The organism is Spiroplasma endosymbiont of Phyllotreta cruciferae, from assembly GCF_918697755.1.
Map to the genome: position 1 here is coordinate 102,043 of NZ_OU953854.1, position 26,699 is coordinate 128,741.

General features: G+C 27.3%; 24 protein-coding genes, 1 other RNA gene, 2 pseudogenes and 1 riboswitch. Of the genes and pseudogenes, 22 read left to right on the forward strand and 5 right to left on the reverse strand.

Annotated elements, in window-relative coordinates; translation table 4 throughout:
• Positions 1-26: 26 nt before the first annotated feature.
• The 5 genes from NL276_RS00570 to guaB form a co-directional block, all read right to left on the reverse strand.
• Complete coding sequence (locus NL276_RS00570; protein ID WP_253301542.1) at positions 27-344, reverse strand: hypothetical protein; 318 nt, start codon at positions 342-344, stop codon at positions 27-29.
• 252 nt (positions 345-596) lie between these two features.
• Positions 597-1,874, reverse strand: a complete 1,278-nt coding sequence (gene yidC, locus NL276_RS00575; protein ID WP_253301543.1) for a membrane protein insertase YidC — start codon at positions 1,872-1,874, stop codon at positions 597-599.
• Positions 1,875-1,889: 15 nt separating this feature from the next.
• The gene (rnpA, locus tag NL276_RS00580; protein ID WP_070407237.1) at positions 1,890-2,207 is read right to left on the reverse strand and encodes a ribonuclease P protein component; all 318 of its coding nucleotides are present in this window, start codon (positions 2,205-2,207) and stop codon (positions 1,890-1,892) included.
• Between the two features lie 41 nt (positions 2,208-2,248).
• A complete protein-coding gene (gene rpmH, locus NL276_RS00585; RefSeq protein WP_253301544.1) occupies positions 2,249-2,383 on the reverse strand; it encodes a 50S ribosomal protein L34 in 135 nt (44 codons plus the stop codon).
• 149 nt (positions 2,384-2,532) lie between these two features.
• Complete coding sequence (gene guaB, locus NL276_RS00590) at positions 2,533-3,978, reverse strand: IMP dehydrogenase (RefSeq protein WP_253301545.1); 1,446 nt, start codon at positions 3,976-3,978, stop codon at positions 2,533-2,535.
• Between the two features lie 61 nt (positions 3,979-4,039).
• Positions 4,040-4,137: riboswitch (purine riboswitch) on the reverse strand.
• Positions 4,138-4,405: 268 nt separating this feature from the next.
• Here guaB and dnaA point away from each other — a divergent pair.
• The 22 genes and pseudogenes from dnaA (at position 4,406) to NL276_RS00695 (ending at position 26,684) form a co-directional block, all read left to right on the forward strand.
• Positions 4,406-5,758 (forward strand): chromosomal replication initiator protein DnaA, encoded by a 1,353-nt coding sequence (gene dnaA, locus NL276_RS00595; RefSeq protein WP_253301546.1) that lies wholly within the window; start codon positions 4,406-4,408, stop codon positions 5,756-5,758.
• Between the two features lie 161 nt (positions 5,759-5,919).
• A complete protein-coding gene (gene dnaN / locus NL276_RS00600; protein WP_253301547.1) occupies positions 5,920-7,041 on the forward strand; it encodes a DNA polymerase III subunit beta in 1,122 nt (373 codons plus the stop codon).
• A gap of 238 nt (positions 7,042-7,279) precedes the next feature.
• A pseudogene (gyrB, locus tag NL276_RS00605) lies at positions 7,280-9,200 on the forward strand (DNA topoisomerase (ATP-hydrolyzing) subunit B).
• Between the two features lie 15 nt (positions 9,201-9,215).
• Positions 9,216-11,669, forward strand: a complete 2,454-nt coding sequence (gyrA, locus tag NL276_RS00610; RefSeq protein WP_256468773.1) for a DNA gyrase subunit A — start codon at positions 9,216-9,218, stop codon at positions 11,667-11,669.
• 13 nt (positions 11,670-11,682) lie between these two features.
• Positions 11,683-12,954, forward strand: a complete 1,272-nt coding sequence (serS, locus tag NL276_RS00615) for a serine--tRNA ligase (protein WP_253301548.1) — start codon at positions 11,683-11,685, stop codon at positions 12,952-12,954.
• Between the two features lie 117 nt (positions 12,955-13,071).
• An RNA gene (ffs, locus tag NL276_RS00620) (signal recognition particle sRNA small type) lies at positions 13,072-13,162 on the forward strand.
• A gap of 16 nt (positions 13,163-13,178) precedes the next feature.
• Positions 13,179-13,622, forward strand: coding sequence for a deaminase (locus tag NL276_RS00625; protein WP_253301549.1), 444 nt, complete (start codon positions 13,179-13,181; stop codon positions 13,620-13,622).
• 59 nt (positions 13,623-13,681) lie between these two features.
• Positions 13,682-15,757: a DNA polymerase III subunit gamma/tau gene (gene dnaX / locus NL276_RS00630; protein WP_253301550.1), complete on the forward strand. Its 2,076-nt coding sequence runs from the start codon at positions 13,682-13,684 to the stop codon at positions 15,755-15,757.
• Between the two features lie 18 nt (positions 15,758-15,775).
• Positions 15,776-16,045 (forward strand): hypothetical protein, encoded by a 270-nt coding sequence (locus tag NL276_RS00635; protein ID WP_253301551.1) that lies wholly within the window; start codon positions 15,776-15,778, stop codon positions 16,043-16,045.
• A 21-nt stretch (positions 16,046-16,066) separates the two neighbouring features.
• Positions 16,067-16,258: pseudogene (locus tag NL276_RS00640) on the forward strand (toprim domain-containing protein); the annotation flags it as partial.
• Positions 16,253-16,357 carry a toprim domain-containing protein gene (locus NL276_RS05035; protein ID WP_370281047.1) on the forward strand — a complete coding sequence of 35 codons (105 nt, stop codon included), beginning with the start codon at positions 16,253-16,255 and terminating at the stop codon, positions 16,355-16,357. The pseudogene NL276_RS00640 and the gene NL276_RS05035, both read left to right, overlap by 6 nt.
• A 19-nt stretch (positions 16,358-16,376) precedes the next feature.
• Positions 16,377-17,021 carry a dTMP kinase gene (gene tmk, locus NL276_RS00645; RefSeq protein WP_253301552.1) on the forward strand — a complete coding sequence of 215 codons (645 nt, stop codon included), beginning with the start codon at positions 16,377-16,379 and terminating at the stop codon, positions 17,019-17,021.
• Complete coding sequence (locus NL276_RS00650; RefSeq protein WP_253301553.1) at positions 17,014-17,865, forward strand: DNA polymerase III delta subunit-related protein; 852 nt, start codon at positions 17,014-17,016, stop codon at positions 17,863-17,865. The genes tmk and NL276_RS00650 overlap by 8 nt, the downstream gene beginning before the upstream one ends.
• Before the next feature lies 1 nt (position 17,866).
• Complete coding sequence (locus NL276_RS00655) at positions 17,867-18,553, forward strand: tRNA1(Val) (adenine(37)-N6)-methyltransferase (protein ID WP_253301554.1); 687 nt, start codon at positions 17,867-17,869, stop codon at positions 18,551-18,553.
• Positions 18,554-18,598: 45 nt separating this feature from the next.
• Positions 18,599-19,906, forward strand: coding sequence for a tRNA lysidine(34) synthetase TilS (tilS, locus tag NL276_RS00660; RefSeq protein WP_253301555.1), 1,308 nt, complete (start codon positions 18,599-18,601; stop codon positions 19,904-19,906).
• A gap of 72 nt (positions 19,907-19,978) precedes the next feature.
• The gene (ftsH, locus tag NL276_RS00665; protein ID WP_253301556.1) at positions 19,979-22,000 is read left to right on the forward strand and encodes an ATP-dependent zinc metalloprotease FtsH; all 2,022 of its coding nucleotides are present in this window, start codon (positions 19,979-19,981) and stop codon (positions 21,998-22,000) included.
• 89 nt (positions 22,001-22,089) lie between these two features.
• Positions 22,090-22,959, forward strand: coding sequence for an Hsp33 family molecular chaperone HslO (locus NL276_RS00670; RefSeq protein ID WP_253301557.1), 870 nt, complete (start codon positions 22,090-22,092; stop codon positions 22,957-22,959).
• A 114-nt stretch (positions 22,960-23,073) separates the two neighbouring features.
• Complete coding sequence (locus tag NL276_RS00675) at positions 23,074-24,003, forward strand: ABC transporter ATP-binding protein (protein ID WP_253301558.1); 930 nt, start codon at positions 23,074-23,076, stop codon at positions 24,001-24,003.
• Between the two features lie 92 nt (positions 24,004-24,095).
• Positions 24,096-24,311, forward strand: a complete 216-nt coding sequence (locus NL276_RS00680) for a hypothetical protein (protein ID WP_253301559.1) — start codon at positions 24,096-24,098, stop codon at positions 24,309-24,311.
• Between the two features lie 323 nt (positions 24,312-24,634).
• On the forward strand, positions 24,635-24,946 hold the full coding sequence (locus NL276_RS00685) for a hypothetical protein (protein WP_253301560.1): 312 nt from the start codon (positions 24,635-24,637) through the stop codon (positions 24,944-24,946).
• A gap of 46 nt (positions 24,947-24,992) precedes the next feature.
• Positions 24,993-25,838 carry a hypothetical protein gene (locus tag NL276_RS00690; protein ID WP_253301561.1) on the forward strand — a complete coding sequence of 282 codons (846 nt, stop codon included), beginning with the start codon at positions 24,993-24,995 and terminating at the stop codon, positions 25,836-25,838.
• Between the two features lie 15 nt (positions 25,839-25,853).
• The gene (locus tag NL276_RS00695; protein ID WP_253301562.1) at positions 25,854-26,684 is read left to right on the forward strand and encodes an FtsX-like permease family protein; all 831 of its coding nucleotides are present in this window, start codon (positions 25,854-25,856) and stop codon (positions 26,682-26,684) included.
• The last annotated feature ends 15 nt before the right edge of the window (positions 26,685-26,699 follow it).

Here is a 26,699-nt window from a genome sequence, read left to right on the forward strand (position 1 = left end):
ATAATCATTATTTTTTATTAGTACACTTAATAACGATTTGACGGGCATTTTCTGGCCCAATTTATTTTGAAATTAAGTTTTTGCAACTTTAAAATACTTTTATGCACTAATTTACGCTGATTTTTGTTCATAACTGTTAAAATATAATCTTTTTGTGATAACAAAACTTTATTAACTATTTTTCGAAGACTTTCAAACAGAATTGATTCGTTATAGTTAAAAACAATAATAATTTTAAAATTATTTTGAAATTTTCGACTAATATATGTATGTAATATATTTTCTAAAATAAAAATAAATTCAAAAATATTAATATTAAGCGTTAAATCTTTAACATCTAACATAATTAGAATTTGTTTATTATGAGATGAAAAAAAACATCTCATAATCTTTTGATAATAAGATATCTTCAATAATAATTTTTAAACGCTCTTCACAAAAAGAAATAATATCATCAATCTCAAAAAAAGTTACATGTAATTGTTCAAAAAAAATTTTTTTTGTAAATAATTCTGTCTTATAAAAATATGATTCGGATGAATTATTTAAAAATTCTTTAAATTTTTTTTGTGATTTAAATTCTTTAACAAAAAACACTATTTTTTATTTTTTTTCTTACTATGTAAAGAGAATTTTGATTTTTTTGGTTTTGTTTTTATTAGGTTATAAGAAACTTTATTAGTTTCGTTTGTTTTTGTTGGCTTTGTTTTTGTTACTTCAACAACTTCTGCGTTGCCAACCGTTGATAACTTTGGTTTATGCACAAATAAATTTTTAATTTTTTGTCATCCTGATCCACTATTTTTATTTTTTTTGCTTCGCTTTTTAACTCGTAAGAAATGAAATCCTAAAGTTTGTAAAATTTGAATTACCGCAGAAAAAATCCAATAAATAACAACCCCTGACGCAATCGAAATTGTAACTACAAAGAAAACAATAATCATTACCCCTTGCATAATAAACTGACGTTTACGAGCTTTTTTCTGCTCTTTAGTAATAACTTTTGTTTTACGAAGATTTAAAATCGTTGGTAAAATCATTGAAAGAACTTGGATTGGTAAATAAACAAATAATAGCGCTAAATAAACATAATTTCCACTTGTAATCATGTCTCAGGGCTTTTCAATCAAAGAAATTTGCCCAATTGTTGCCATTTTTAACTCTCGGGTTGCTCGTACAACAGTATACATCGCAATTAAAAATGGAATTGATAAAAACGAAGAACCAATCGTTGATAACGGAGAAACTCCTTCTTTCCGATATAATTGCATCATTTCCATTTGTTGTTTTTGTTTAGCAGTAGGATCCTTTGAACCTTTATATTTTGCTTGGATTTCTGCTTGCTTAATTTGCATCAACTGCATTTTGTCTTGATTCCGCTGGGATTTTCAACTGAACATTAAAGTAATTAATCGAACAATTAACGAAGTTAAGAAAAGTGCACCAATAATTCCGGCACCATTGTCTAAACCACCAAACCCATAAATTAAATTAACTAAAATTCAAGCAACTGGGAAAACAAAACATCCATAAAATGGTGATGTTGTTTTTACAAAAGCATCAGCCCATGTTCTAATAGCTAAATAAGGGTATTCAAATAATTGTCCATTTTCAAAATGAAAAAAGTGTTCTTTTCCAACGTTAGTTTTTCCTAAAATAATTTCAAAGAAAACTCCCGGTTTATATACTCTTTGGCCAGAAACATCTAAAATTTGCGCTGTTCCAAACTTAGGAACAATCATTTGTCCACAGCCTCACAACATTGATATAATTAAAAAAAGATACAAAATTAATTTTGTTCATTTCCAGGCAATTGAATATCAAGGTTTTCGTGTTCTTTTCCCATCTGAGAAAATATAATCACGATAGTTCACTATTACGCCTCCTTTTTACATTTTGATTTGATTTAATAAAATTTTTTTATTAACTAAATAACTATTACTAAAATATGGTTTTCTAACAATAATGATTTGGTCATAACCTTCTGTAGCTGAAAAGTCATATGATAGGATAGCTCTAATTTGTCTTTTTACTTTATTTCTAACAACAGCATTTCCTAATTTTTTACCAACGGATATTCCAAACCGATGATAATTAAGATCATTTTTTTTAAAATAAATAAAATAAGTGTTAGTTTTAATGAAAGAACGATTATTTATTATCTTTTGAAATTCATAATTCTTTTTAACAATAAATTTTTTTTTCACATTTTTACACAAATAGAAAATAAAGTATGTCACCAACTAAATTAAGCTGATAATACTTTTCTTACTTTCGCTCTTCTTCTACTTAAAACTTTACGGCCTGAAGCTGATTCCATTCTTGCTCGAAAACCATGTGTTCGCTTGTGTTTGATTTTACTTGGTTGTCATGTTCTTTTCATTACTAGCACCTCCTTATGATACAAATTATTAAGAAATCATATAAATAATATATGAATTAAAAAGAAATATCAATTAAAATAACATTTTTTTAAAAATATTAGATATTTTAAAACCTGATTTGCTAAAAATCAGGTTTTAAAGATTAATCTTATTTTGTGTAATTTGGTGGTTCTTTCGTAATTGCAATGTCGTGTGGATGTGATTCTTTTAAACCATTATTTGAAATTTCAACAAATTGTGCTGTTTTTTGTAATGTTGCAATATTTTTTGCACCACAATAACCAATACCACTCCGTAAACCACCAATAAATTGGAAAAGAATATCACTTAGTTTTCCTTTTAATAAAACACGACCCTCAACTCCTTCGGGTACTAATTTACGGTTCTTATCTTGAAAGTAACGATCAGCACTTCCCTTATTCATTGCTGCCAAAGAACCCATTCCTATATATGTTTTATATTTTTTACCTTCAACAATCATTTCCTCGCCAGGTGCTTCAAAAGTTGCTGCAAAAACTGATCCCATCATAACAGCAGCTCCTCCGACTGCTAAAGCTTTAACAACATCACCAGAATACTTAATTCCACCATCAGCAATAACAGGAATCCCTTTTGGCCAACAAACCTCATAAACATCATTAATAGCTGTAATTTGGGGAACTCCCACCCCAGCAACGATTCTGGTTGTACAAATGCTTCCTGGTCCTACTCCTACTTTAATAGCATCAGCACCAACAGCTATTAAATCTAATGCTCCTTGTGCTGTAACAACATTCCCAGCAATAAGATCAAGTGTTGGAAAAGCTTTTTTAATTTTACTAACCATAGCAATAATTCCTTGACTATGACCATGGGCAGAATCAACAACAATCACATCAACACCAGCGCCAACAAGTTTTTCAACCCGCAACAAAGTGGTTTCATTAATTCCAACGGCCGCTCCTACTCGTAACCGTCCTTGATTATCTTTACAAGCATTAGGATATTCATCACGATTATTAATATCTTTAATTGTAATTAATCCTTTTAAAATGTTTTTAGCATTAATAATTGGCAACTTTTCAATTCGATTACTTAATAAGATCTCTTTTGCTTGTTCTAAATTAATTTTTTCATGAGTCGTAATTAAATTTTTTACTGTCATAAAATCAGCAACTGGTGCTGATAAATCATGACAAGCTCGAATATCGCGATTTGTAATAATCCCTAACAATTTATTTTCTTCATCAACAATTGGTAATCCTGAAATACGATATTGCGCCATAATATTTTCAGCATCTTGAACAGTCATTGTTGGTTTCAAAGTAATTGGGTTAATAATAAAGCCTGATTCATTTCGTTTTACTTTTTCAACTTCTGCGGCTTGGTCATCAATTGATAAGTTTTTATGAATAATCCCAATTCCACCTTCACGAGCAATTGCAATTGCCAATTTTGATTCAGTAACCGTATCCATTGCTGAAGATAAAAAAGGAATATTTAATTCAATATTTTTTGTTATTTTAGTTCTTAAATCAATCTGATAAGGTAAAATATCTGATTTTTGTGGAATTAATAATAAATCATCAAAAGTATAAGATTTTTTAATTTGCATGTTTTTCTCCTCCAAAAGATTTAATACAAAATTGAATAAAAGAAACACGGTCTTAACAAATTAAAAATAAATTAAGACCTATAGTAATTAATTCAGGGTTAACTGTAGAGACACCAGACCATATTTCTAGTATATATAGGAAAATATATTATAGTATTAAATTATATTGATTATAACAAAAAAATAAAAAGGAACCAATAGAATCTACATTTAAATTGTTTTCCACGAAGAAAAGTTTTAAATCACAAAAAATGTTAATAATGTGGAAAAAGATATAATTATCCAATAAAAATAGGGGATTTATAAAAAAATAAAAAAATATTATATGTGGAAAACCATTGATATTCTTTAAATTAAATTATTTTTTACTACTTTTCCACATCTTTTATTTATAATTAATGAGATAAAAACTAATGGAGATGAAGTAATGAACACAAAAGAATTATGAAGTGAGGTTAAAGAAATTCTATCCCGCGATGAATCAGTTTCCCCAGAAATTTACAATTATTATATTAGTGATACTAATCTATATACCGTATCTGATAATAATTGCTTAATTACAACAAAATCAGAAATTGCAATTGGAGTTTTTGAAGCAGGATTAAATGATAAAATTAAAAATATCTTAAAAAAATTAACTGGAATTGAATATAACATTTATTTTGAATTAGAAAAGAATATTAACAAACAAGCATATGTTATTAACAATATTGATACCTTAAAGGAAAATAATAACAGTACTTATTATGAAAATTATACCTTTGAAAACTTTGTTCGTGGTGATTCTAATCGTGAAGCAATGCAAGCAGCACTAGCTGTTGCATTAGATTTGGGAAAAAAATGAAACCCCCTATTTATTTATGGTGATTCTGGATTAGGAAAAACGCATTTATTACATGCAATTGAAAATAAAGTAAATGAAATTTATAAAACAAATACTAGGGTTAAATATTTAAAAGCTGATGAATTTGGAAAAATTGCAATGGATATTTTAAATCAAGGTCACGAAATTATAGAAGCTTTTAAAACATCATATGATATTTATGATTGTTTACTAATTGATGACATTCAATTATTAGCAAAACGAAATAAAACAAATGAATTATTTTTCCATATTTTTAACTCATATATTGAAAAAAACAAACAAATTGTTATTACTTCAGATAAATATCCTGATGATCTTGGCGGTTTTGAGGCTAGAATTATTTCTCGTTTTTCATATGGCTTAAGTATTGGTTTAGATTCACCTGATTTTGAAACTGCTCTTAAAATACTAGAACAAAAATTAAAATATCAAAATAACTTAGCATTGTTTTCTGAAGAATCATTAGAATTTATTGCCTTAAATTTTAATAGTGATGTTCGAAAATTAGAAGGGGCAATTAAACGTTTATTATTTTTAGCAGTTATGAATAAAAAACCAGATGAAATTATTACATTAATTGATGTTGAAAAAGCCTTTAAAAATGCTCCTTTGCAAAATAATGAAAAGATTACCCCGAAAAAAATTAAACAAATTGTTGCTGACAACTATAATATTACTGTTAAAGCAATGATGAGTAAATCTCGAGTTAGCAACGTAATGCAAGCTCGGCAATTAGCAATGTATTTTTGCCGAACATTATTAGATGATCCTTTTACAAGAATTGGAACTGAATTTGGGGGAAAAGACCATACAACAGTAATGAATAGTGTAAAAAAAGTTGAATCTCAAATTGCAACAAATAAAGAATTTAAACATTTAGTAAATATGATTCGTAAGAAAATTGAAGGAAAATAACACAATGTTTTCCACCGCTTTTTTCCCAGAAAAAATTATATTATTCAAAATTTTGTAAAGTTTTCCACATTTTCTACATTATAATAATAATAAATAAAAAACAATTTTTAACAATAGTATATAATTTAAGTATACTGTATGTTTAGTAAGGAGTAAAAAAAATGATTGTAAGCATTAAAAGAGATAAAATATTAGACGAATTATTAAAAGTAAGTCGAATAATTTCTCAAAAAACATTAATTCCATCATTATTAGGAATTCTAATTGAGGTTAAAAAAGATAAAATTACTTTTACTACTTCTGATGGTGATACATCAATTAAATCAGAAATATTGGTGGGAAATGATTTAGTTATTAAATCAATTGGAAATGTCTTAATAAAGAATAAATTTATTATTGAAGTTATTCGTAAGATTGAGGATGATTTTATTACCTTAGAAGTAGTGGAAGGTAGTTTAATTAAAATTAAAGCAAATAACTTTGACTCAATTTTAAATACTTTAAATGCAATTGATTATCCGCATTTATCGTTTGATACGGAAGGGAAAGAAATAATTTTTACTAGTGTTTTATTAAAAGAAATTATTTCACAAACAAGTTTTGCAATTGGAGAAAAAGAAAAAAGAATTGTTTTTAATGGTTTAAATATTAAAACTGATCAAAATAATAAACAATTAGTGATTACAGCAACTGATTCATTCCGATTGTCATATAAAAAAATTAGTTATAACAATAGTTATGATTTTGATGTTATTATTCCAGGAAAGTTTATCAATGAAATTGGGAGATTAATTTCAGAAAATGATCAAGAAATTAGAATGAAAATTACAGATAAATCAGTTAGTGTTATTATTAATAATACAATTGTTCAAACAAAAATTATTGAGGGAAAATATCCTGATACAAGTAAAGTTATTCCAAAAACCTTTAATACTTCATTAACAATTAATAACCGTGAATTAATCAAAATTATTGAACGAGCTAGTGTTTTATCAAATGAAGCAATGACAACAATTGTAACATTAAAAATTAAAGAACAAAAAGTTTTAGTCACTTCATTTACACAAGAAATTGGAAATACTGAAGAGAAAATTAAAGAATTTAAAATTGAAGGTTCAGATCAAACAATTGCTTTTAATTCAAAATATATTTTAGATGCTTTAAAAGCATTTAAAACAAAAGAAATTACTATTAAAATGATTGATGAGACAAAACCATTGATTATTACGGCAAATGAATATGATTCATTGCAACAATTGGTTTTACCAATTCGATCATATTAAAAATTGAAATAATAAACAATTTAAATGATAGGAAATAAAATTAATAAAAGGTTAAGTTATATTAAAAATAGAAACTTAACCTTTTATTTTTTTATTTTATAAGTTTTTTAAAGGGTAAAATTAGACACTAAAAATAAAAAATATATTTTTTAATATATTTTAAAATATATTTGATAATTTAACCCTAAAATTAGGTAATAATGGTAAAATAATATTGAACAGAAATGGAGAAAATTATATGAGAGATAATTATAATTCAGGTTCGATTCAAGTTTTAGAAGGTTTAGAAGCAGTTCGTAAACGTCCTGGAATGTATATTGGAGCTACTAATGTAAGGGGTTTACATCATTTAGTTTGAGAAGTTGTTGATAATTCTATTGATGAAGTATTAGCAAATTTTGCGAATAAAATTACAATTACAATTAATAAAGATGAGTCAATTACAGTTACTGATAATGGGCGGGGAATTCAATCGAAATCCATCCAAAAACAAAAGTTTCAACCTTAGAAACTGTTTTCACTGTGTTACATGCAGGAGGAAAATTTGATTCAAACACTTATAAAATTTCTGGAGGTCTACACGGAGTAGGAGCTAGTGTTGTTAATGCTTTAAGTAAATACTTAAAAATTGAAGTTAAAAAAAATAATAAACAATATTTAATGGAATTTCATAATGGCGGTCAAATTTTAACACCAATTAAAGAAGTTGGGACAACCAATGAAACTGGGACAACAGTTACTTTCTTACCGGATGAAAAAATTTTTAAAGAAACAACAATTTTTAGTTTTTCAACAATTCAAAATCGGATTAAACAATTAGCTTTTTTAAACAAAGGGTTAAAAATATCATTAGTTGATTTACGTGAAGAAGATGAAGAAAAATCAGTTGTTTATCAATTTAATAATGGAATTAAAGATTATGTTTTAGAGTTAAATAAAACAATTGGAACACCATTGAATGATGTTTTTTATGTGGAAGGCATTGAAGATAATATTATCGTTGAATTTGGGTTACAATATAATGATAATTATTCTGAAAATATTTTTTCTTTTTGTAATAATATTAATACCCACGAGGGAGGAACACACGAAGAAGGAACAAAGTTAGCAATTGTGCGCGAATTAAATAATTACTTTAAAAATATTAATAAAAATAATAAAGGAATTGAAGATAAATTTACCTGAGATGATGTAAAAGAAGGAATGACAACAATTATTTCAATTCGTCATCCTGATCCACAATATGAAGGACAAACAAAAACAAAGTTAGGGAATAGTGAAGTTAAAAAAATTGTGTCAAATATTGTCGGGAAAGGATTAAATAGTTATTTATTGGAAAATCCAGAAGATGCTAAAAATATTATTGAGAAAATAAACTTGTCTTTAAAAGCACGAATTGCGGCACAACGAGCAAAAGAAACAACTCGCCGAAAAACAGTAATGGATAGTTTTTCTCTACCAGGGAAATTAGCTGATTGTGAAACAAAAGATTCTAATATTGCTGAACTTTATATTGTCGAAGGAGATTCTGCGGGAGGAAGTGCAAAGGCTGGACGAAATCGAAGATTTCAGGCAATTCTACCATTAAGAGGAAAAATATTAAATGTTGAAAAAGCAAAACAATTAAAAGTTTTGAAAATAATGAAATTAATTCAATTATTACAGCATTAGGGGCTGGTGTTAAAGACAGTTTTAATGAAAAAAAACTACGTTATCAAAAAGTAATTATTATGACCGATGCTGATGTTGATGGTGCTCATATTCGGATTTTACTATTAACATTCTTTTATCGCTATATGAAAGATTTAATTGAAAATGGAAATGTTTATATTGCACAGCCACCATTATATAAAATTCAAAATGGTAATAATATTCGTTATGCTTATACTGATAATGAATTAGAAACTTATAAAGAAGAATTATTAGTAAAAAATATTAAAAATTATATGATTCAACGCTACAAAGGATTAGGGGAAATGAATCCCGAGCAATTATGAGAAACAACAATGGATCCAGAGCGACGATTATTATTAAAAGTCTCGGTCAATAATGCCTTTGAGGCAAATTTAATTTGTAATGAATTAATGGGAGAAAATGTTGAACCACGTAAAAAATTTATTCGTGAAAATGCAAAATATGTTAAAAATTTAGATATATAAGAGGAGGTGAGTAAATTGAACCCAGAGAACGATACATATGATTATAATGGTAAAATCCGTGATATTGATATTGCTGATGAAATGAAAAATGGCTTTTTAGATTATGCAATGTCAGTTATTGTTTCACGTGCAATTCCTGATGTTTGTGATGGATTAAAACCTGTTCATCGTCGAATTATTTATGCAATGTGAGACTTAAATATGACATATGATAAACAACATAAAAAATCAGCGCGAATTGTTGGGGAAGTAATTGGGAAATATCATCCCCATGGTGATACTGCTGTATATGAAGCAATGGTGCGAATGGCACAAGATTTTTCTTATCGTTATCCTTTAATTGATGGTCATGGTAATTTTGGATCAATGGATGGTGATGCGCCAGCGGCAATGCGATATACTGAAGCAAGAATGAGTAAAATTGCTGGTGAATTAATTAAGGATATTGAAAAAGAAACAACAATTTTTATTGATAATTATGATGGTAGTGAACAAGAACCAACTTTTTTACCAGGTTATTTTCCAAATTTACTAGTTAATGGTGCAAGCGGAATTGCTGTTGGAATGGCAACTAATATTCCACCGCATAATTTAAATGAAGTAATTGATGGTGTTATTGCTCTTACCAAAAATATGGATATTACAACAGTTGAATTAATGAAAGTTATTAAGGGACCAGACTTTCCAACAGGAGCTTTAATTACTGCTGGAAATAGTCTAATTAAAGCTTATGAGACAGGGAATGGGACAATTACAATTCGTTCAAAAATTGATATTGAAGAAAATAATAATAAACGTCGAATTATTGTTTCTGAAATTCCATATCAAGTGAATAAAGCAAAATTATTAGAACGAATTGCAGAATTAGTACGCGATAAAATTATTAATGGTATTTCTGATCTTCGTGATGAATCAAATATGGAAGGGGTTCGTGTTGTTTTAGAATTAAAACGTGACGCCCAAGAAAATGTTATTTTAAATAAATTATATAAATTAACGCCATTACAAACTAATTTTTCGTTAAATATTTTATCTTTGTATAAAAATCAGCCAAAAGTAATGGGGTTAAAGCAAATTTTAAAATATTTTATTGAACACCAAATTGATATTATTGTTAAGCGTAGTCAGTTTGAATTGCATAAAAATCAGAATCGGTTAGTGATTTTAGAAGGATTAAAAATTGCCCTTGATCACATTGACGAAGTAATTACAATAATTAAAAAATCGCAGACAACACAAATTGCTTTAGAAGCTTTAATTGATCAGTTTAAGTTAGTTACTGAACAAGCACGAGCAATTTTAGAAATGCGTTTACAACGTTTAACAGGTTTGGAAATTGAAAAAATTAATAATGAAACTAGGGAAATTAAACTTGCAATTATAGCATTAGAAGAAATTATTAATAATAATGAAAAACAAATTGAAATTATGATTAATGAACTAATTGAAATTAAGAAAAAATACGGTGATGAACGTCGTAGTCAAATTATTAAAGAGGAACTAACTGAAATTGATCCAGAAGAATTAATCCGTCGGGAAGATATTTTAATTATGTTAACCCAAGATGGCTATGTTAAACGTGTTGCTGATGATACATTTAAATTACAAAATCGTGGTGGAAAAGGGATTACTGGTTTAGCAAATATGGAAGATAGTTTGAAAAAAATTGTTAGTGCTAATAGTATTGATTCTTTATTGATTTTTTCAAATTTTGGGAAAGTTTATAAACTGCGAGCGTATCAAATTGAAACTTATTCACGACATGCACGAGGATTACCAATTATTAATTTAATTGCAATTGATAAAACTGAAAATATTCAAACAATTCTAGCTTTAGATGAAACAATTTCCGAACAAGATAACTTATTCTTTGTAACAAAAAAAGGATTGATTAAAAAAACAAAATTAAGTGAATTTAATCAAATTCGCCAAACAGGGAAAGTTGCTATTAAATTAAAGGAAAAAGACGAATTAGTAAGTGTTATTATTAAAAAAGGAACTGATGATATTATCATTGGAAACAACATTGGGAAAGTAATTCGTTTTAATGAAAAAGAAATTAGGGATATGAGTCGCCAATCTGTTGGAGTTAAGGGAATTTTTAACGATAAATCAGGGATAACAATTGGGGTAAGTTCTGGCCGATCCGTAAAATATGTGTTATCTGTAACAGAAAATGGTTATGCAAAAAAAACACCAATTGAAGATTACCGTTTGACAGGTAGAAATACAAAAGGTGTTAAGTCAATAAACTTAACAGAAAAAACAGGGTATTTAAAATTTGCTCAAACAGTTGTTGGGGATGAAGATCTTTTGGTAGGAACAAAGAATGGAAATGTTATTCGTGTTTCATTAGAACAAATTCCGTTGTTCGGTCGAACAACATCGGGTGTTAAAATTATGCGATTAGATCAAGATGATAAATTAGAAGTTATTGAAATTTTAAAAAAGAAAGATAATAGTGAATAAGGAGAACAAAACAATGTTAGATAAAAAAAAAGTGGTTGAAAACCTTGACGAAATAATCAAAAAGTTAAGTCGCCGTCAAGATTATTTTTCATATTTACAAGATGTTAAAAAATTATCAGAGCAACGTCGTGAACTTATTGTTAAATCAGAGAAATTAAAAGAACAACGAAATCTTGAGTCAAAAAAAGTTGGAGCATTAGTTGCTGAAAAAAAAGATCATGAAGCGGAAAAAATTAAAGAATTAATTGTTACAATTAAAAAAGAAATGGAAATAATTGATGATCAATTAAACCAAGTCGAAGAAAAAATTAAAGCAATCTTGGAAGTTACGCCAAACATTCCGGATGATTCAGTTCCAACTGGTCAAGATGAAAATGATAATCTTGAAATTCGAAAATGAGGGAAAGCCATATCAAACCTAAACATAAAAGAACATTGAGAAGTAGCTTCAAAATTAGATATTATTGATTTTGAAAGAGGTACAAAATTATCAGGATCACGTTTTGTTGTTTATAAAGGCATGGGAGCTAAATTAGAACGGGCTTTAATGAATTTTATGTTAGATGAGCACACAAAACGGGGGTATGTTGAAATTGAGCCACCAGTGTTAGTACAACCACAAATTATGTATGGTACAGGAAATTTACCAAAATTTAAGGAAGATACATATTATATTGAAAAAGATAATTTGTATTTAATTCCAACTGCAGAAGTACCGTTAACTAATTTATATCGTGAGGAAATCTTGGCAGGAAAAGATTTACCAATTTATCATACTGCTTATACACCATGTTTTCGACAAGAAGCTGGGTCATCAGGGTGTGATACAAAAGGGATCATTCGTTTACACCAATTCAGAAAAGTTGAAATGGTTAAGTTTACTAAACCAGAAAGTTCATTTGATGAATTAGAAAAAATGGTCCTAGATGCCGAAAATATTTTACAATTATTAGAAATTCCATATCGAGTAATATTATTATGCTCAGCTGATATGGGGTTTTCTTCGGCAAAAACATATGATATTGAAGTATGAATGCCAGGGCAAAATAAATATCGTGAAATTTCATCATGTTCAAATTGTCTTGACTTTCAAGCACGAAGAATGAAAATGCGTTATCGCAATGATAATAATGAAACGAATTTTGTGCACACTTTAAATGGTTCGGGATTAGCCGTTGATCGTTTAATTGCAGCAATTTTAGAAAATTATCAAAATGAAGATGGAACTATTAATATTCCCCAGAAAATACAAAGTTATTTACAAGGGCAAACAGTTATTACTTAAAGTGTTTCACGTGAAACATTTTAAGTAATAGTAGTTTAAACAACATAAATGTTTCACGTGAAACATTTGACTATTTTAATTAAAACATAGTCAAACAAAAATTATATGTTATAATTATTTATGTCATTACAATAGTTACATTTGAAACTGGTCAGGACCGGAAGGTAGCAGCCATAAGACTAAGGACTATGTGTAATGACATTTTTTATGATAAGGGTGAGTTTATGAAGGAAAGCGAACTAATTTTTAATAAATTATATAAATTATCACAACGAGCATACAAGAAAAAACATGTTCCAATTTCTGCATTAGTTGTTGATCAAAAAGGTAAAATTATTGCAATCGGTTATAATAAAACAACAAAAAACTCAGTTACAACACATGCTGAGATTTATGCTTTAAATAAATCTTGTCGCAAAAAAAGAACAAATAAAATTAATGATTGTTCAATTTGAGTGACTGTTGAACCATGCATGATGTGTTTAGGAGCAATAATTAATTCAGGAATTAAAGTTATTAATTATTATTTATCAAATGAAAAATTTGGTTTCGTAAAATCAAATCATACTTTTGACTTATCAAAAATGAAAGTTCACCATGTTCGAAAAAATGAAGAAAATATAATGTTTAAAAATTTAATGAAAAAATTCTTTGAGCAATTAAGATAGAATATTTTAAATTAAAAGAGTAAAATAAAACTATAAATAATAATTATGGGGGTAAGGAAATGGATTATATTTCGTTATATCGTAAATATCGACCAAATACTTTTGATAAAATTGTTGGTCAAGTTGAAATTATAAAAGCTTTGAAAAATGCAATTACTAACAACACTTTTTCACATGCTTATTTATTTTCTGGCCCACGTGGTACAGGGAAAACTTCGATTGCAAAAATATTTTCAAAAGCAATTAATTGTACTAGTTTAGATAATGGTAATCCTTGCAATACTTGTTCAAGTTGTAATGAAATTAATCGTGGTAGAGCAGTTGATGTTTTTGAGATTGATGCGGCTTCAAATAATGGTGTTGATGAAATTAGAGAAATCAGAAATAATGTCCAGTTATTACCAACAATGGCAAAATATAAAGTTTACATTATTGATGAAATTCATATGTTAACTAATTCAGCTTTTAATGCCTTGCTAAAAACATTAGAAGAACCACCTCAACATGTTGTCTTTATTTTGGCAACAACAGAGAGTCACAAAATTCCGGCAACAATTATTTCACGTTGTCAACAATATAATTTTCGAAAAATACCAAAAGTTGAATTAGAAAATAACATAATTGAAATCTTACGAAAAGAAGGAATCAATTATGACTTAGTTGCAATCAAAGAAATTGCAATTCTAGCAGATGGGAGCGCACGTGATTCATTAAGTATTTTAGAACAAGTAATTATGTTTTCTGATCGTAATATTACCCTAGAGAGTGTTAATATTATTTTTGCAACAGTTTCAAAAAATGTTAAGTTAAAATTATTAAAAGATATTTTAGAAGATAAAAAAGAAGAGGTTTTACTAACTAGTAAAAAAATTTATGAGGCTGGTTCTGATTTTGAAATTTTAACATTAAATTTGTTAGATATTTTAAAAGAAGTTTTTGAATATAAACAAACTGGGAATATTGTTTTTTTAAATTTATTATCAGAAAATCAAGCAAAAGTATTTGCAAATAAAGTAACCCCAGAAGAGTTATTAATGTTACTTGATTTATTTACGGAGGCATCAACCAAAATGCGTAGTAGCAGAACACAAGAAATGTATTTTGAATTAATCTTGTTAAAAGCTTTAGCCATGTTTGAAGGTAATGTTAAAAACTTAGATGATCTGGAATTAAGTGATCTTACTATTGCTACTGGCGTTGAAAAAGTAGCATATAGTAAAATGGATAATTCAGATATAATTACCAAAAATATAAAAATAATGGAAAATAATTCCGATAGTAATAAAACCATTAGTGAAAAACTTTCAGAGCCACAACAAGTTAAGGAAAAAAATGCTGAAAATGTTGAACATCATTCAGAAAGAAAAATACCAAATTCACAACCGTTATTTCGTAATATTTCATTATTTGATGATGAAGAATCAAACAATGTTTCTTTTACACAACCAGCACAATCAACATCAGGAAAAATAACTGAGGATATTATGACAGAATTTAATGCTAGTAAAGGTTCTCAACAGGAAAATAGTTTTCCAACAGAATTAGAACAAACTCCACATGGGAAAGAGTTAGAAGGCATAACTGATTTGCAGAAGTATCGTGATGATATGAAAAATAAAATTAATATTTATGAACTTACTAACATTAATTACTCAATTAATCAAATTTTTAATATTTTAATTAAAGCTAATAAAGAAGAACGAGAAAAGTTTGAAAGTAAGTTTATGGAATTAATCAATGAAAAAAGAAAAGTTGTTAAATTAGATAAACTAATTAGTTTTTATGATGTTAAATATGCTGCTGCATCAGAACAAGGTTTAATCATTGTAACAAATACGAAACCAGAAGCGAATTGAATTAGTTTTGAAATGTGTGATTGAGAGTTCCGTAATAAAATATTTCAGGCATTTGATTTTGATTTTGTTATCATTGCTTTAAGCGAAAGTGAATGAAATAATGTCCGTGATGATTATGTTAAAATTCGTCAAGCAAATAAATTGCCAGAAGCAACGCTAACGGATGTGGAGGAATTTTATCAAAATTTATTGGTTAAACAAATTGATAATTATGATGATCATAAAGATCTCCTTGAGACAGGAAACCAAATTTTTGATAATATTAAGATAATTGATTAATTTATAGGAGACTTAATTATGACTTACGAAGAATTAGTTATGGAATTAAAAACTACTCTAGGTGTTGGTAAAAAAGTGGCAGAAAGAATTTTTAATAAGTTAATTATTAAGCCAGAATTATTTGACTCGTTAGAGAACGTTTTTAAAGAAATAAAAGATAACTTTCAACAATGTCCAATATGTTCAACATTAATGCAAAATAATATTTGTTTATTTTGTCAAAATGATTTACGAGATCAAACAAAACTTTGTGTTGTTAGTAATTTTTTTGATGTAATAAAAATTTAAGCAACAAAAGTTTTTAATGGTGTTTATCATGTTTTAAATGGCGAAATTAATGTTAAAAATGGTATTGCACCGGATAAATTAACTTTTCCTGTTTTAGAATCTCGAATGAATGATAAAATTATAAAAGAGGTTATTATTGCTGTTGGCGCTACTTTTGAAGGTGAAGTAACAGCACAATATTTAAAAACAGTCTTGCAGCCTTTTAATGTGAAAATATCACGTTTATCTCGAGGAATTCAAATTGGAGGATCGTTAGATTATGTTGATGAAGTAACTTTAAAACAAGCATTAGAATGTCGAAAAGATATTTAAGAACGGAGAGTGTGTAATAATGCTATTTATAACATTAGAAGGAATTGATGGTTCTGGAAAGACAACAATTTCAAAATTACTAAAAGAAAAACTACGTTCAGAAGGATACCAAGTTGTTTTAACAAGAGAACCAGGAGGCAATGAAATTGCTGAACAAATTCGAAATGTTATTTTGAGCAAACATAATTTAGGAATGGATCCGTGGACAGAAGCTTTATTATATATTGCTTCACGAAAACAACATGTTATGGAAGATATTTTGCCAGCGTTGAAAGAAGGGGTGATTGTTATTTGTGATCGTTTTATGGATTCAACATCAGCTTATCAAGGTTATGCTCGTGGTTTAGGAATTCGGACATTAGATGAAGTTCAATCAATTGTTTTAGGAACGACAAAACCAGATTTAACTTTGTTTTTTGATATTGAACCAGCAATGGCAAATGAAAGGATGAAAGTTAGAAATGAAAGTGAAATGAATCGTTTAGACTTGGAACAAGAATCATTTCATGAAAAAGTATATGAAGGGTATCAAGTTTTAAATAGCGAACATTCTGAGCGAATTAAAGTAGTTGATGCTCGTAAGTCAGTTAACGAAGTTTTAGAACAGGTTTATTATTATGTTGATGAAATAATTCAGAAAATAAAGGATAAGAAAAATGAATAATTTATTTTCGCAAAGTGATGAAGAGAAAATGGCATTATTTAAAAATTTAATTTTAAAAAATAATTTATCAAATCAACTTTTAATTTCTTGTAATAATAAAATTAAGTTAGAAACTTTTACAACTGAAATTATTAAGTTTTTATTATGTCAAGAGAAAAAAGATTCTGATTGTCAATGTGAAACTTGTCAACGTATCAATAATAAAACCTATTATGATTTAAAAATTAGTGGCGATTTTGAAACAACAGATTTTGAAACAACAATTAAAAAAGAGACAATTCAAGAAATCATTCAAACTTTTAGTTATTCAGCATTAGAACAAACTGGAATTAAAGTATATGTTATTAATGGTGCAGATTTATTAACATTAGAAGCTGCTAATTCATTATTGAATTTTTTAGAAGAGCCTAGTAAAAATACATATGCTTTTTTATTAACAACAAATAAAACAAAAGTCATTGATACAATCAAATCACGTTGCTTAAATGTTATTTTAGAAAACACAGTTGATGAATTAGATATTGATGACTTTAAAACAAAGTTTATTCAAACTTTCTTTAAAAATTTTGCAAGCACACCAGAAAATAATTTTATTCATATTCGTCAATTAAATTGTTATGATAATTTAGAGTCTCGTCAACTTTTTTTAGAGATTGCTAATATTTTAAAAAGAAAAGAATGAAGTAAATATGAAATTATAGATCAAACTTTAATTAAAAAATTAAATGATAAAAATACTAAATTAATTGAAATTTCTTATACGATTGCTAATTTACTGTTAGAGAATTTAAATAAAGAGTTAGTTTTAGAAAAAGGATTGATTGATTTATATAACGAGGTGTAAAGTGAAAGTTTTAAATGATTTGTTAGATTATGAAGGAATTAAAATTAACCAACGAACAGATATGTTTAACTTTTCATTATATACTGTTTTATTGGCACGGTTTGCAACTTTAAATGCTAAAACTAAAAAAATTCTTGATATTGGAACTAATAATGCTGCAATTCCATTAATTTTATCAACATTAACTTCAGCAGAAATTACTGGAATTGAGTTACAACAAGAAGCAGTTCAATTAGCGGAAGAAAATGTGGTATTGAATCAAAAGACCACGCAAATTAGAATTGTTCATGATGATATTAACGAATATGTTAAGATAAATGCGAATTTTAAATATGATTTGATTTTATGTAATCCACCATTTTTTAAAATTGGTGAATCAAAATTAAATGAAAAAAGTAAATTACTAATTCCAGCACGGCATGAAACAACTTTAACATTAGAAGATATTATTTTAGCTGCAAAGAAATTAATTGCTAACCGGGGCTATTTTACAATAATTCATCGCACAACAAGACTATTTGAAATTACTACTTTATTAACTAAAAATGGTTTTAACATTAAACGGTTACAGTTTATTCATCCGTTTCAAGAAAGTGAAGCTAATAATGTTTTAGTTGAAGCACGGTTTCAAGGTGGCGATGGTCTTATTATTGAAAGACCAATTATAGTACAAAATAATGATTATTAATATAGTGACACAGTTTTAAAATTATTTCGAAAATAGGTGATTAAAATGGATGACAAACTTTTAAATCGTAATGAAAAATATATTATTGGGGTATCAGGTGGTCCAGATAGTATGTTTTTGCTTGACAACATTTATCATAATCCTGAATTAGATATTAATAATTTTATTGTTTGTTTAATAAATTATCAAAAACGAGAGTATAGTGATTATGATGAACAAATTGTTATTGAATATTGTAAAAAACGAAATATTAAAATTTATTTTAAAAGAGTAACACCAGCAGATTACGATCAGTACCAAACAATTTCTCATAATTTTCAAAATATTGCTCGTAATATTCGTTATGATTTTTTTTTCCAAATTAGTAAAAAACATCACTGTCAGGGTGTTTTAATTGCTCATAATTTGACTGATCATATTGAAACATACATCTTGCAAAAACAACGCAACGTAATTGTTGAACATTATGGTTTAAATCAAATTAGTTATTATCATTCACACTTATTAGGTTCTGAACTTAAAATAATTCGAATAATGTTGAAAATAACTAGAGAAGAAATTATTGAATATCTTTTTCATAATCAAGTTAACTATGCAATTGATTCAACTAATATTCTAGGAATTTATAATCGTAATATTATTAGAAATGAAATTCAACAAATTAATTTACAAGATATGTTATTAGAAATTAACCAAAAAAATAGTGAAAATGAGCAATTGAAATTAATGGCAAAAAATTATTTAATTGATAATTTTGGACAAATTAATGTTGCTAGTTTTAATATTATTAATAATATGCAATTGCAAAAGATTATTATTTTTAATTATTTTAAAATGAATAATCTTGTTCAGTTAATTAGCAATAAAAAAAGAAAATTTTTAAATGAAATAATTAAAGAGCTAAAAAGTGAAAAACCAAATATTATTATTAAAGTTAATAATGATTATTCTTTAGTTAAATCATATGATAATGTTGAAATTATTAATAATAATGCTTTACAGCCAATAACTGTTAAAATTACAATGACAACAAAGTTTCCTATTAAATGAAAAGAAAAGATAATTTCGCAAGGAACAAACAAAAGTTGTGCTTTTAAAATAGGAGTCGATCAATTTCCATTAACAATTACAAATGATGTTCTTTTTTTACAGAAAGTGATTCTTGCAAAAACACCTTTGAATCGATGGTTTATTAAAAATAAGATCCCAATTTTAGCTCGAAAAAGTTATTTTATTTTGGATGCTCAAAATAAACTTGTTTATGTTAATAATTTGATTGATTTAAAAATTAATAAATTTATTAATAATACTTGACCGGAAAAACACAATTTATTTTTTTTTATGATAAAATAGTTTAGAATCGGGTTATCATTTTAAATGACTTAAAAAGATTAGTTTCAGAGTCTTGATGGAGAGGAAATGATTATGAATAAAAAAAGAATGTGGTTTGCTGTTATAAGTTCATTTATTTTTATTGGGTTAATTGTGTTAACAATTCTGTTATGAACACGCTCAGATGTTACAAAAATTAGTGAAGGCGATATGAGAACCATTGGTAATACGCAAAAGTATAATGATAACCAAATTGAGGAAATCACTATTACTGCTGGTGTTGGTCGTAATAGTGTTCAAATGTCAGGTGTTATTAAATATGTTGACAATGGTGTTACAAAAACTGTTCGTTATAGCTCAGAGTGAAATCGTGAAGGATTTAACAATTATTCTTATCAAACAGGTCAAACTCAAAACACTTGAGATAAAAACTTTGCTGATAAATTAAAAGGTGGTCTTGTTTCGGTTGACCATGAATTTGTCCCACCATGACAAGTAATGTTAATTCAGTTAATTCCATGGTTATTATTAATAGGAGTTGCTGTCTTTATGGTTATGCGATTATCAAAAATGTCTGGTGGAATGGGTGGAGCAAACCCATTCTCAATGGGGAAAAATAAAGCTCGTCAAATTCAATCAACAGTTAAGTTTTCGGATGTTGCTGGAATTAACGAAGAAAAAACAGAATTAGTTGAGTTAGTTGATTACTTAAAAAATCCACAAAAGTATTCAAGTATGGGAGCACGTGCACCAAAAGGAGTATTAATGGAAGGACCACCGGGAACGGGTAAAACCTTGCTAGCAAAAGCTGTTGCTGGTGAAGCAGGAGTGCCCTTCTTTTCAATCTCAGGTTCTGAATTTGAAGAAATGTTTGTTGGGGTTGGTGCTTCAAGAATTCGTGAAATGTTTATTGCGGCAAAAAAAGCAGCCCCATGTATTATCTTTATTGATGAAATTGATGCTGTTGGACGAAAAAGAACTGTTTCAATTGGTAGTGGTGCTAATGAACAAACATTAAACCAATTATTAGTTGAAATGGACGGTTTTGGCACTAATACCGGAGTTATTGTGATGGCAGCAACAAACCGTGTTGATGTTTTAGATTCAGCGTTATTAAGACCTGGTCGTTTTGACCGCCAAATTCAAATTTCATTACCAGATATTAATGAACGTGAAGCAATTTTAAAATTACATGCTCGTAATAAAGCTGTTTCAACTGAAGTTGATTTTAGACGAATTGCAGAAAGAACACCTGGTTTTTCGGGAGCTCAATTAGAAAACGTCTTAAACGAAGCAGCAATTTTATGTGTTCGTAATAATTTAAAAATTATTACAATTAATATTATTGATGAAGCGATTGATCGTGTTGTTGGGGGACCAGCAAAAGAATCACGTAAATATTCAGTTATGGACAAAGACATTGTTTCATATCATGAAGCTGGACATGCTTTAATTGGATTAAAATTAGAAGCAGCTAGCAAAGTTCAAAAGGTAACAATTATTCCGCGTGGACAAGCTGGTGGATATACAATCATGACACCAAAAGAAGAAACAATGTTTCATAGTAAAGAAAACTTATATGCAACAATTACTGGTTACTTGGGTGGGCGTGCGTCAGAAGAAATTATTTTTGGAAAAACCAAAATAACAACTGGAGCACATGATGACTTAGAAAAAGCAACAAATATTGCTCGTCATATGGTTACTGAATATGGAATGAGTTCATTAGGATTAGTGCAATTTGAATCACCAAAAGATGAATACACTGGTGCAACAAAACGTTATTCAGAAGATGTTGCTGCTAAAATTGATACGGAAGTTCGTAAAATTTTAGATGACTGTTATGTTACAGCAAAAGCATTAATCTCAGAAAATCGTGAGTTATTAGATTTAATTGCTGAAAGTTTAAAAGTGTTAGAAATAATTACTGCTGAGCAAATTGAATATATTAATAAATATAATAAAGTACCAGATGAAGTAATTCGTGAAAAAGAGCGTGCAGCTAGACATAAAGAAAAAGAAGAAAAAGGTGAAATTTTAGAAGTTAAACCAAAAGAACGAAAAAAAGATCATCCTGAAGAAGAAAATAAAAAAGAATCAGATGATAAAGAGTAGGAATAATCAAAACCTACTCTTTATTTTACTTTTAAAAATAGTTGTACTATAATTGCAGAGTGAACAGAATTATGAAGGAGTTTGATAAAATGAGTAAAGATAAAGTAATTAAGGCAATTAGTAATTCCCACAATGTAAAAATGACTGTTGTGGATGCAACTGAAGCACTAAATAACATTATCAAATTACACGAAACTAATCCATTAGCAACAATTTCTTTGTCAAGAGTTGTATTAGCAACAATTTTAATTGGTAGTGATATGAAAAATGCAACGGATAAAATGACAGCTATTATTAATGGAAATGGCCCAATTGGAACAATTATGGCAGAATATACTGGTCATAAAGTTCGTGCTTTTTGTGGGAATCCGCAATTTGATGTTGAACAAATTGATCGTAGTAACAACGTAATCTCGCAAGTAGTGGGAACTGATGGTTATTTACGAGTAATGAAAGACTTGGGAATTAAAGACAGCTTTTCTGGTCAAATTGAATTGATTTCTGGTGAAATTAATTTAGATTTTACTTATTATTTAGCACAAAGTGAACAGATTAAATCAGTAATTGCTTGTTCAATTAAAATGAATGATGATAATACAATTGCTAAAGCAATTGGTTTTTATGCGCAATTATTACCAGAACATAAGGATGAAGATATTGATTATTTAGAAGAAAAAGTTGGTAATTTAGAAAGTATTAGTCAGAAGTTGATTACCGAAAGTGATCTAACTAATATTTTTAAATTAATTGATGAAAATGCAAAAGTATTGGAAACTGATTCTGTGGCATTTGAATGTAGTTGTTCATATGAAAAAGCCTTGTCATCAGCTAAATTATTAGGTGATGAACAATTGAATGAAATTTTAGAAAAAAATAGCGAAGTTGAAATTGTGTGTGATTTTTGTCGTAAAAAATATGCAATTAAAGCTGCTGACTTAAAAAGTCTTTTAAAAGAATAACTTTAATAAATATAAATAAGTTGGTAAAATTAAAATAATTTTGTTATGATATTAATATGATAAAAATTAATTGCAAAATGTAATGTGATATTTACCAGGGGAGGAAAAAACAAAATGGCTGAAATGGGAAAAGCACCTAATACAGAAGAAACAAAAACTAAAGGAAAGCAGTCTAAAGTAAAAGAACCAAAAGAGAAAAAAGAAAAAATCGATTATACTGCAGTTAAAGAATTTAAACAAAAACTAAAAGAACAAAAGAAACAAACTAAATTATATTCAAAACAAATTTTAAAAGGGGAAGTAATTTCAACAACTAGCACAAAACAAGATACAAGTAAGTATGTTATTGAGTTAGTAGATGTTAAAAAATCATATATTACCGGAGAAGTTGAAACACCAGTTTTAAAAGGGATTGATTTAAAATTAGAAAAAGGAGATTTCATTGTTATCTTGGGTCCTTCTGGATCAGGGAAAACAACCTTGCTAAATATTATTTCAGGATTAGATAAAGTTTCAAGTGGTGATGTTTTTGTTATTGGTTATAATTTGTCTTTATTAAAAGATGTTGATTTAACAAAATTCCGAAGAGATAATGTTGGTTTTATTTTTCAACAATATAACTTATTAACTAATTTAACTGCAAAAGAAAATGCCGAAGTTGGTGAAAACCTAAGTAAAAATAAAGATATGACAATTAAAGATATCTTTGAGACAATTGGAATGGAAGAACAAATGAACAAGTATCCTCATCAAATGTCGGGTGGTCAACAACAACGGGTTTCGATTGCTAGAGCATTAGCAAAAAATCCTGACATTCTATTTGGTGATGAACCAACGGGAGCTTTAGATGAAGAAATGGGTCGGAAAGTACTTGAAATTTTAGTTGATGTTAATAAAAAATATAAAACAACAGTTATTATTGTTACTCATAACCCCAATATTGCTGATATTGCAAATACAGTTATTCATGTTCGTAATGGATTAATTGATCAAATTAAGAAAAATACACATCCAAAAAAACCAAGTGAAATTGATTGATCTTAATCTATAAAACGCTATTATTAGTGTTTTATAGATTTTTTTATTATAATAAATATAAATGTTTAAAAACAAAAAGGAAAGGAGTAGTGTCAATAATGAGATTGTATCAAGATTATGTTAATAAAAAAATGATTTGAAATAATGATGTTCCTTATTCTTCTAATATTGGTAGTTATACTTTTTATGTTGCTTCTTTTCTAATCATTACGGGAGTTACTTTATTAATTAATTCCAAGTCAATGTTTAAATATAATAATCATAAGAACCAAAATTTTAACCAAGTAAATTATTTTTTTAATATTATTTTATAGTTGTATTTTGTCTTCTTAATGCCGGTGGTTTTTTTACACGAATAAAATTTGAAAGTGCAACTTTTTTATTACACACATATTTTTGATATTTTTTTATTCCAACCTGAATTTTATGGATTACTGCCATTTTAACTAAAAACAATTTTTTCTTTTTAATTACAAAAACAATTTTGTTAATTATTTTATTTTTAATTTTAACACCATGAACATTTTTAGTATCATTTAAAACTATTAATTACCTTTTGAATTTTATTTTATTTAATGTCTTAACTAACATTTTACGTAGTATCTTAGTATTATGTTTTATGCTTGTCGTTTTATTAATGGTAAAATTATGTTTCTTAAATTTACTGCAAAAAGTAATTACCAAGATTAGTACTAATAAAATGGAAAAAACAATCTTTTGCTTACTTAAAATGCAACAAGCAACGGCAAAAACATTAGCAACAACATATGCAATGGATTTCTTTTTAATTTATCTTAATAGTTTGATTAATGATAAGAATAGCAAAGTTAATCTAAACGATGAAGATAATCTTAACGAAAAATGTGAGTTATTATTAACACAAAATGATAATAGTATTAAAGAAACAAAAATTATTATTAATGGTTGAAAGATAATTTTACGAAATTAATTTTTTCTTATTTTTTTAGTAAAAATTTAAGAAAAGAGGAAAAAAGATGAAGAAAGTTTTAAAAAGTTATATTAGAACCTATCTTAAACAATGAGTTGAATCATTAGGTTTAATTTTATTTGTGACAATTTTATCTTTGGCAGTAATTGGAATTTTAGCATCACCATTACAGTTATTAGGTAAAAACAAAAGTATTAATCGAGAAGCAAATACTTGAAATTATAGTTTAATTAGTTCACCAACCAAATTTGAAAATGAGTTTACGTATAATTATTTTGTTAGTGAATCAACAGACTATAATTTAGCACCAATTAAAGATCAAAATGGATTAGGAATTTTATCACAAGTTGGTTATGATGCTTTAAAAAGTAAAGATAATGATCCAATTGGAAATGTTGAAAACCAATTGGCATGGGGAGAAGATTTAAAAAATATTTTAAATAATTATTTTAATTATCCCGAAACACCAACTGATCTTAGTTATGGGGGAAGAACATTATTAGCTAGCGAAGTTTTTAATGATGCATCTTATTATGTTAATAGTAAGATTATGGAAACATATCAAAATCAATTTGCATTATCAGTTGATTTAGAATTTTATTATGAATCATATCCAACCCCAACAACAATCACCCCGGATGGTTATTATTATATTACAAGTGGAACTAAAAAGGTTAATCCTATTTTAGGAAAATGAATTAATAATTTAGTTATGTTAAAAGGAGAAAATAAAACACAAAATAATGAAATTGTTGTTACTGATAAATTTGCAAAAGATAATAATTATCAGTTAAATGACAAAATTAATTTTTATAGTTTAGGAACATTGGTTCCAGAATTAAATCATCCAGTTATTAGTGGATTTGGAACAAAAGTTGATACTTTATCATAAGCCGATTATTTTTCAATGACTGGTTATGCTTCTAAATATGCTGCAGTTTTTGTTAATGACAATATTTTAAATACAATGTATCAAAAGGTTTGACTAAGTCAAAACAAATTAAAAGGTTTTAATTTTGGAATAAATCAAAAAGTTAATTTTTTAAATAATTCATCATTTGTTACTTTGCGTAATGCTTTTGCTCAAAAAAATAACTTTGATAAATCAGTTTATTTAGCAAGTAGTGGTGTTTTAACGGCCTATGATTCATTAGGACCAGTTTCAAAGATTAGTTCAATGAAAGTAACAACAACAATTTACACTTTATTAGGAATTGGAATGATTGTTTTAGCATTTATTTTTATTAGCTTCGTGATGAAAAAAGAAATGAATAAAACAAGAAAACAATTAGGAATTTTTAAAGCACTAGGATATCGTACTAGTGAGTTGGTTTGAATTTTTACTGTTAAAACATTAATAATGATTATGGGCGGTCTAATTTTTGGATATTTACTTTCAATTCCGTTGCAAATTTACATGTATGGGCAATTTGAAACAATGGTAACCATTAGTTATGATAAAGTTTATGCTGGATGAGGATTCGTGGTAATAATTTTTATCGTAGTTCCTGTCTTCTTCACCATTGCTTCTTATATTACAACCTTTTTATATATTAAAGAGCCAATTCTATCATTAGTAAATAATGTTGCAAAAAGTAATAAGGCAGTTCGTGCTGGTATTATATCACGGTCATTGTCAAAACGCGGCAAAGTATTTACTTGACGGTTACAACTTGCTTTTACTTCTCGGAATAAAGGTAAATTTACTTTAACAATTATTTTATTTTTCTTTTCATAATCATTATTATTAATA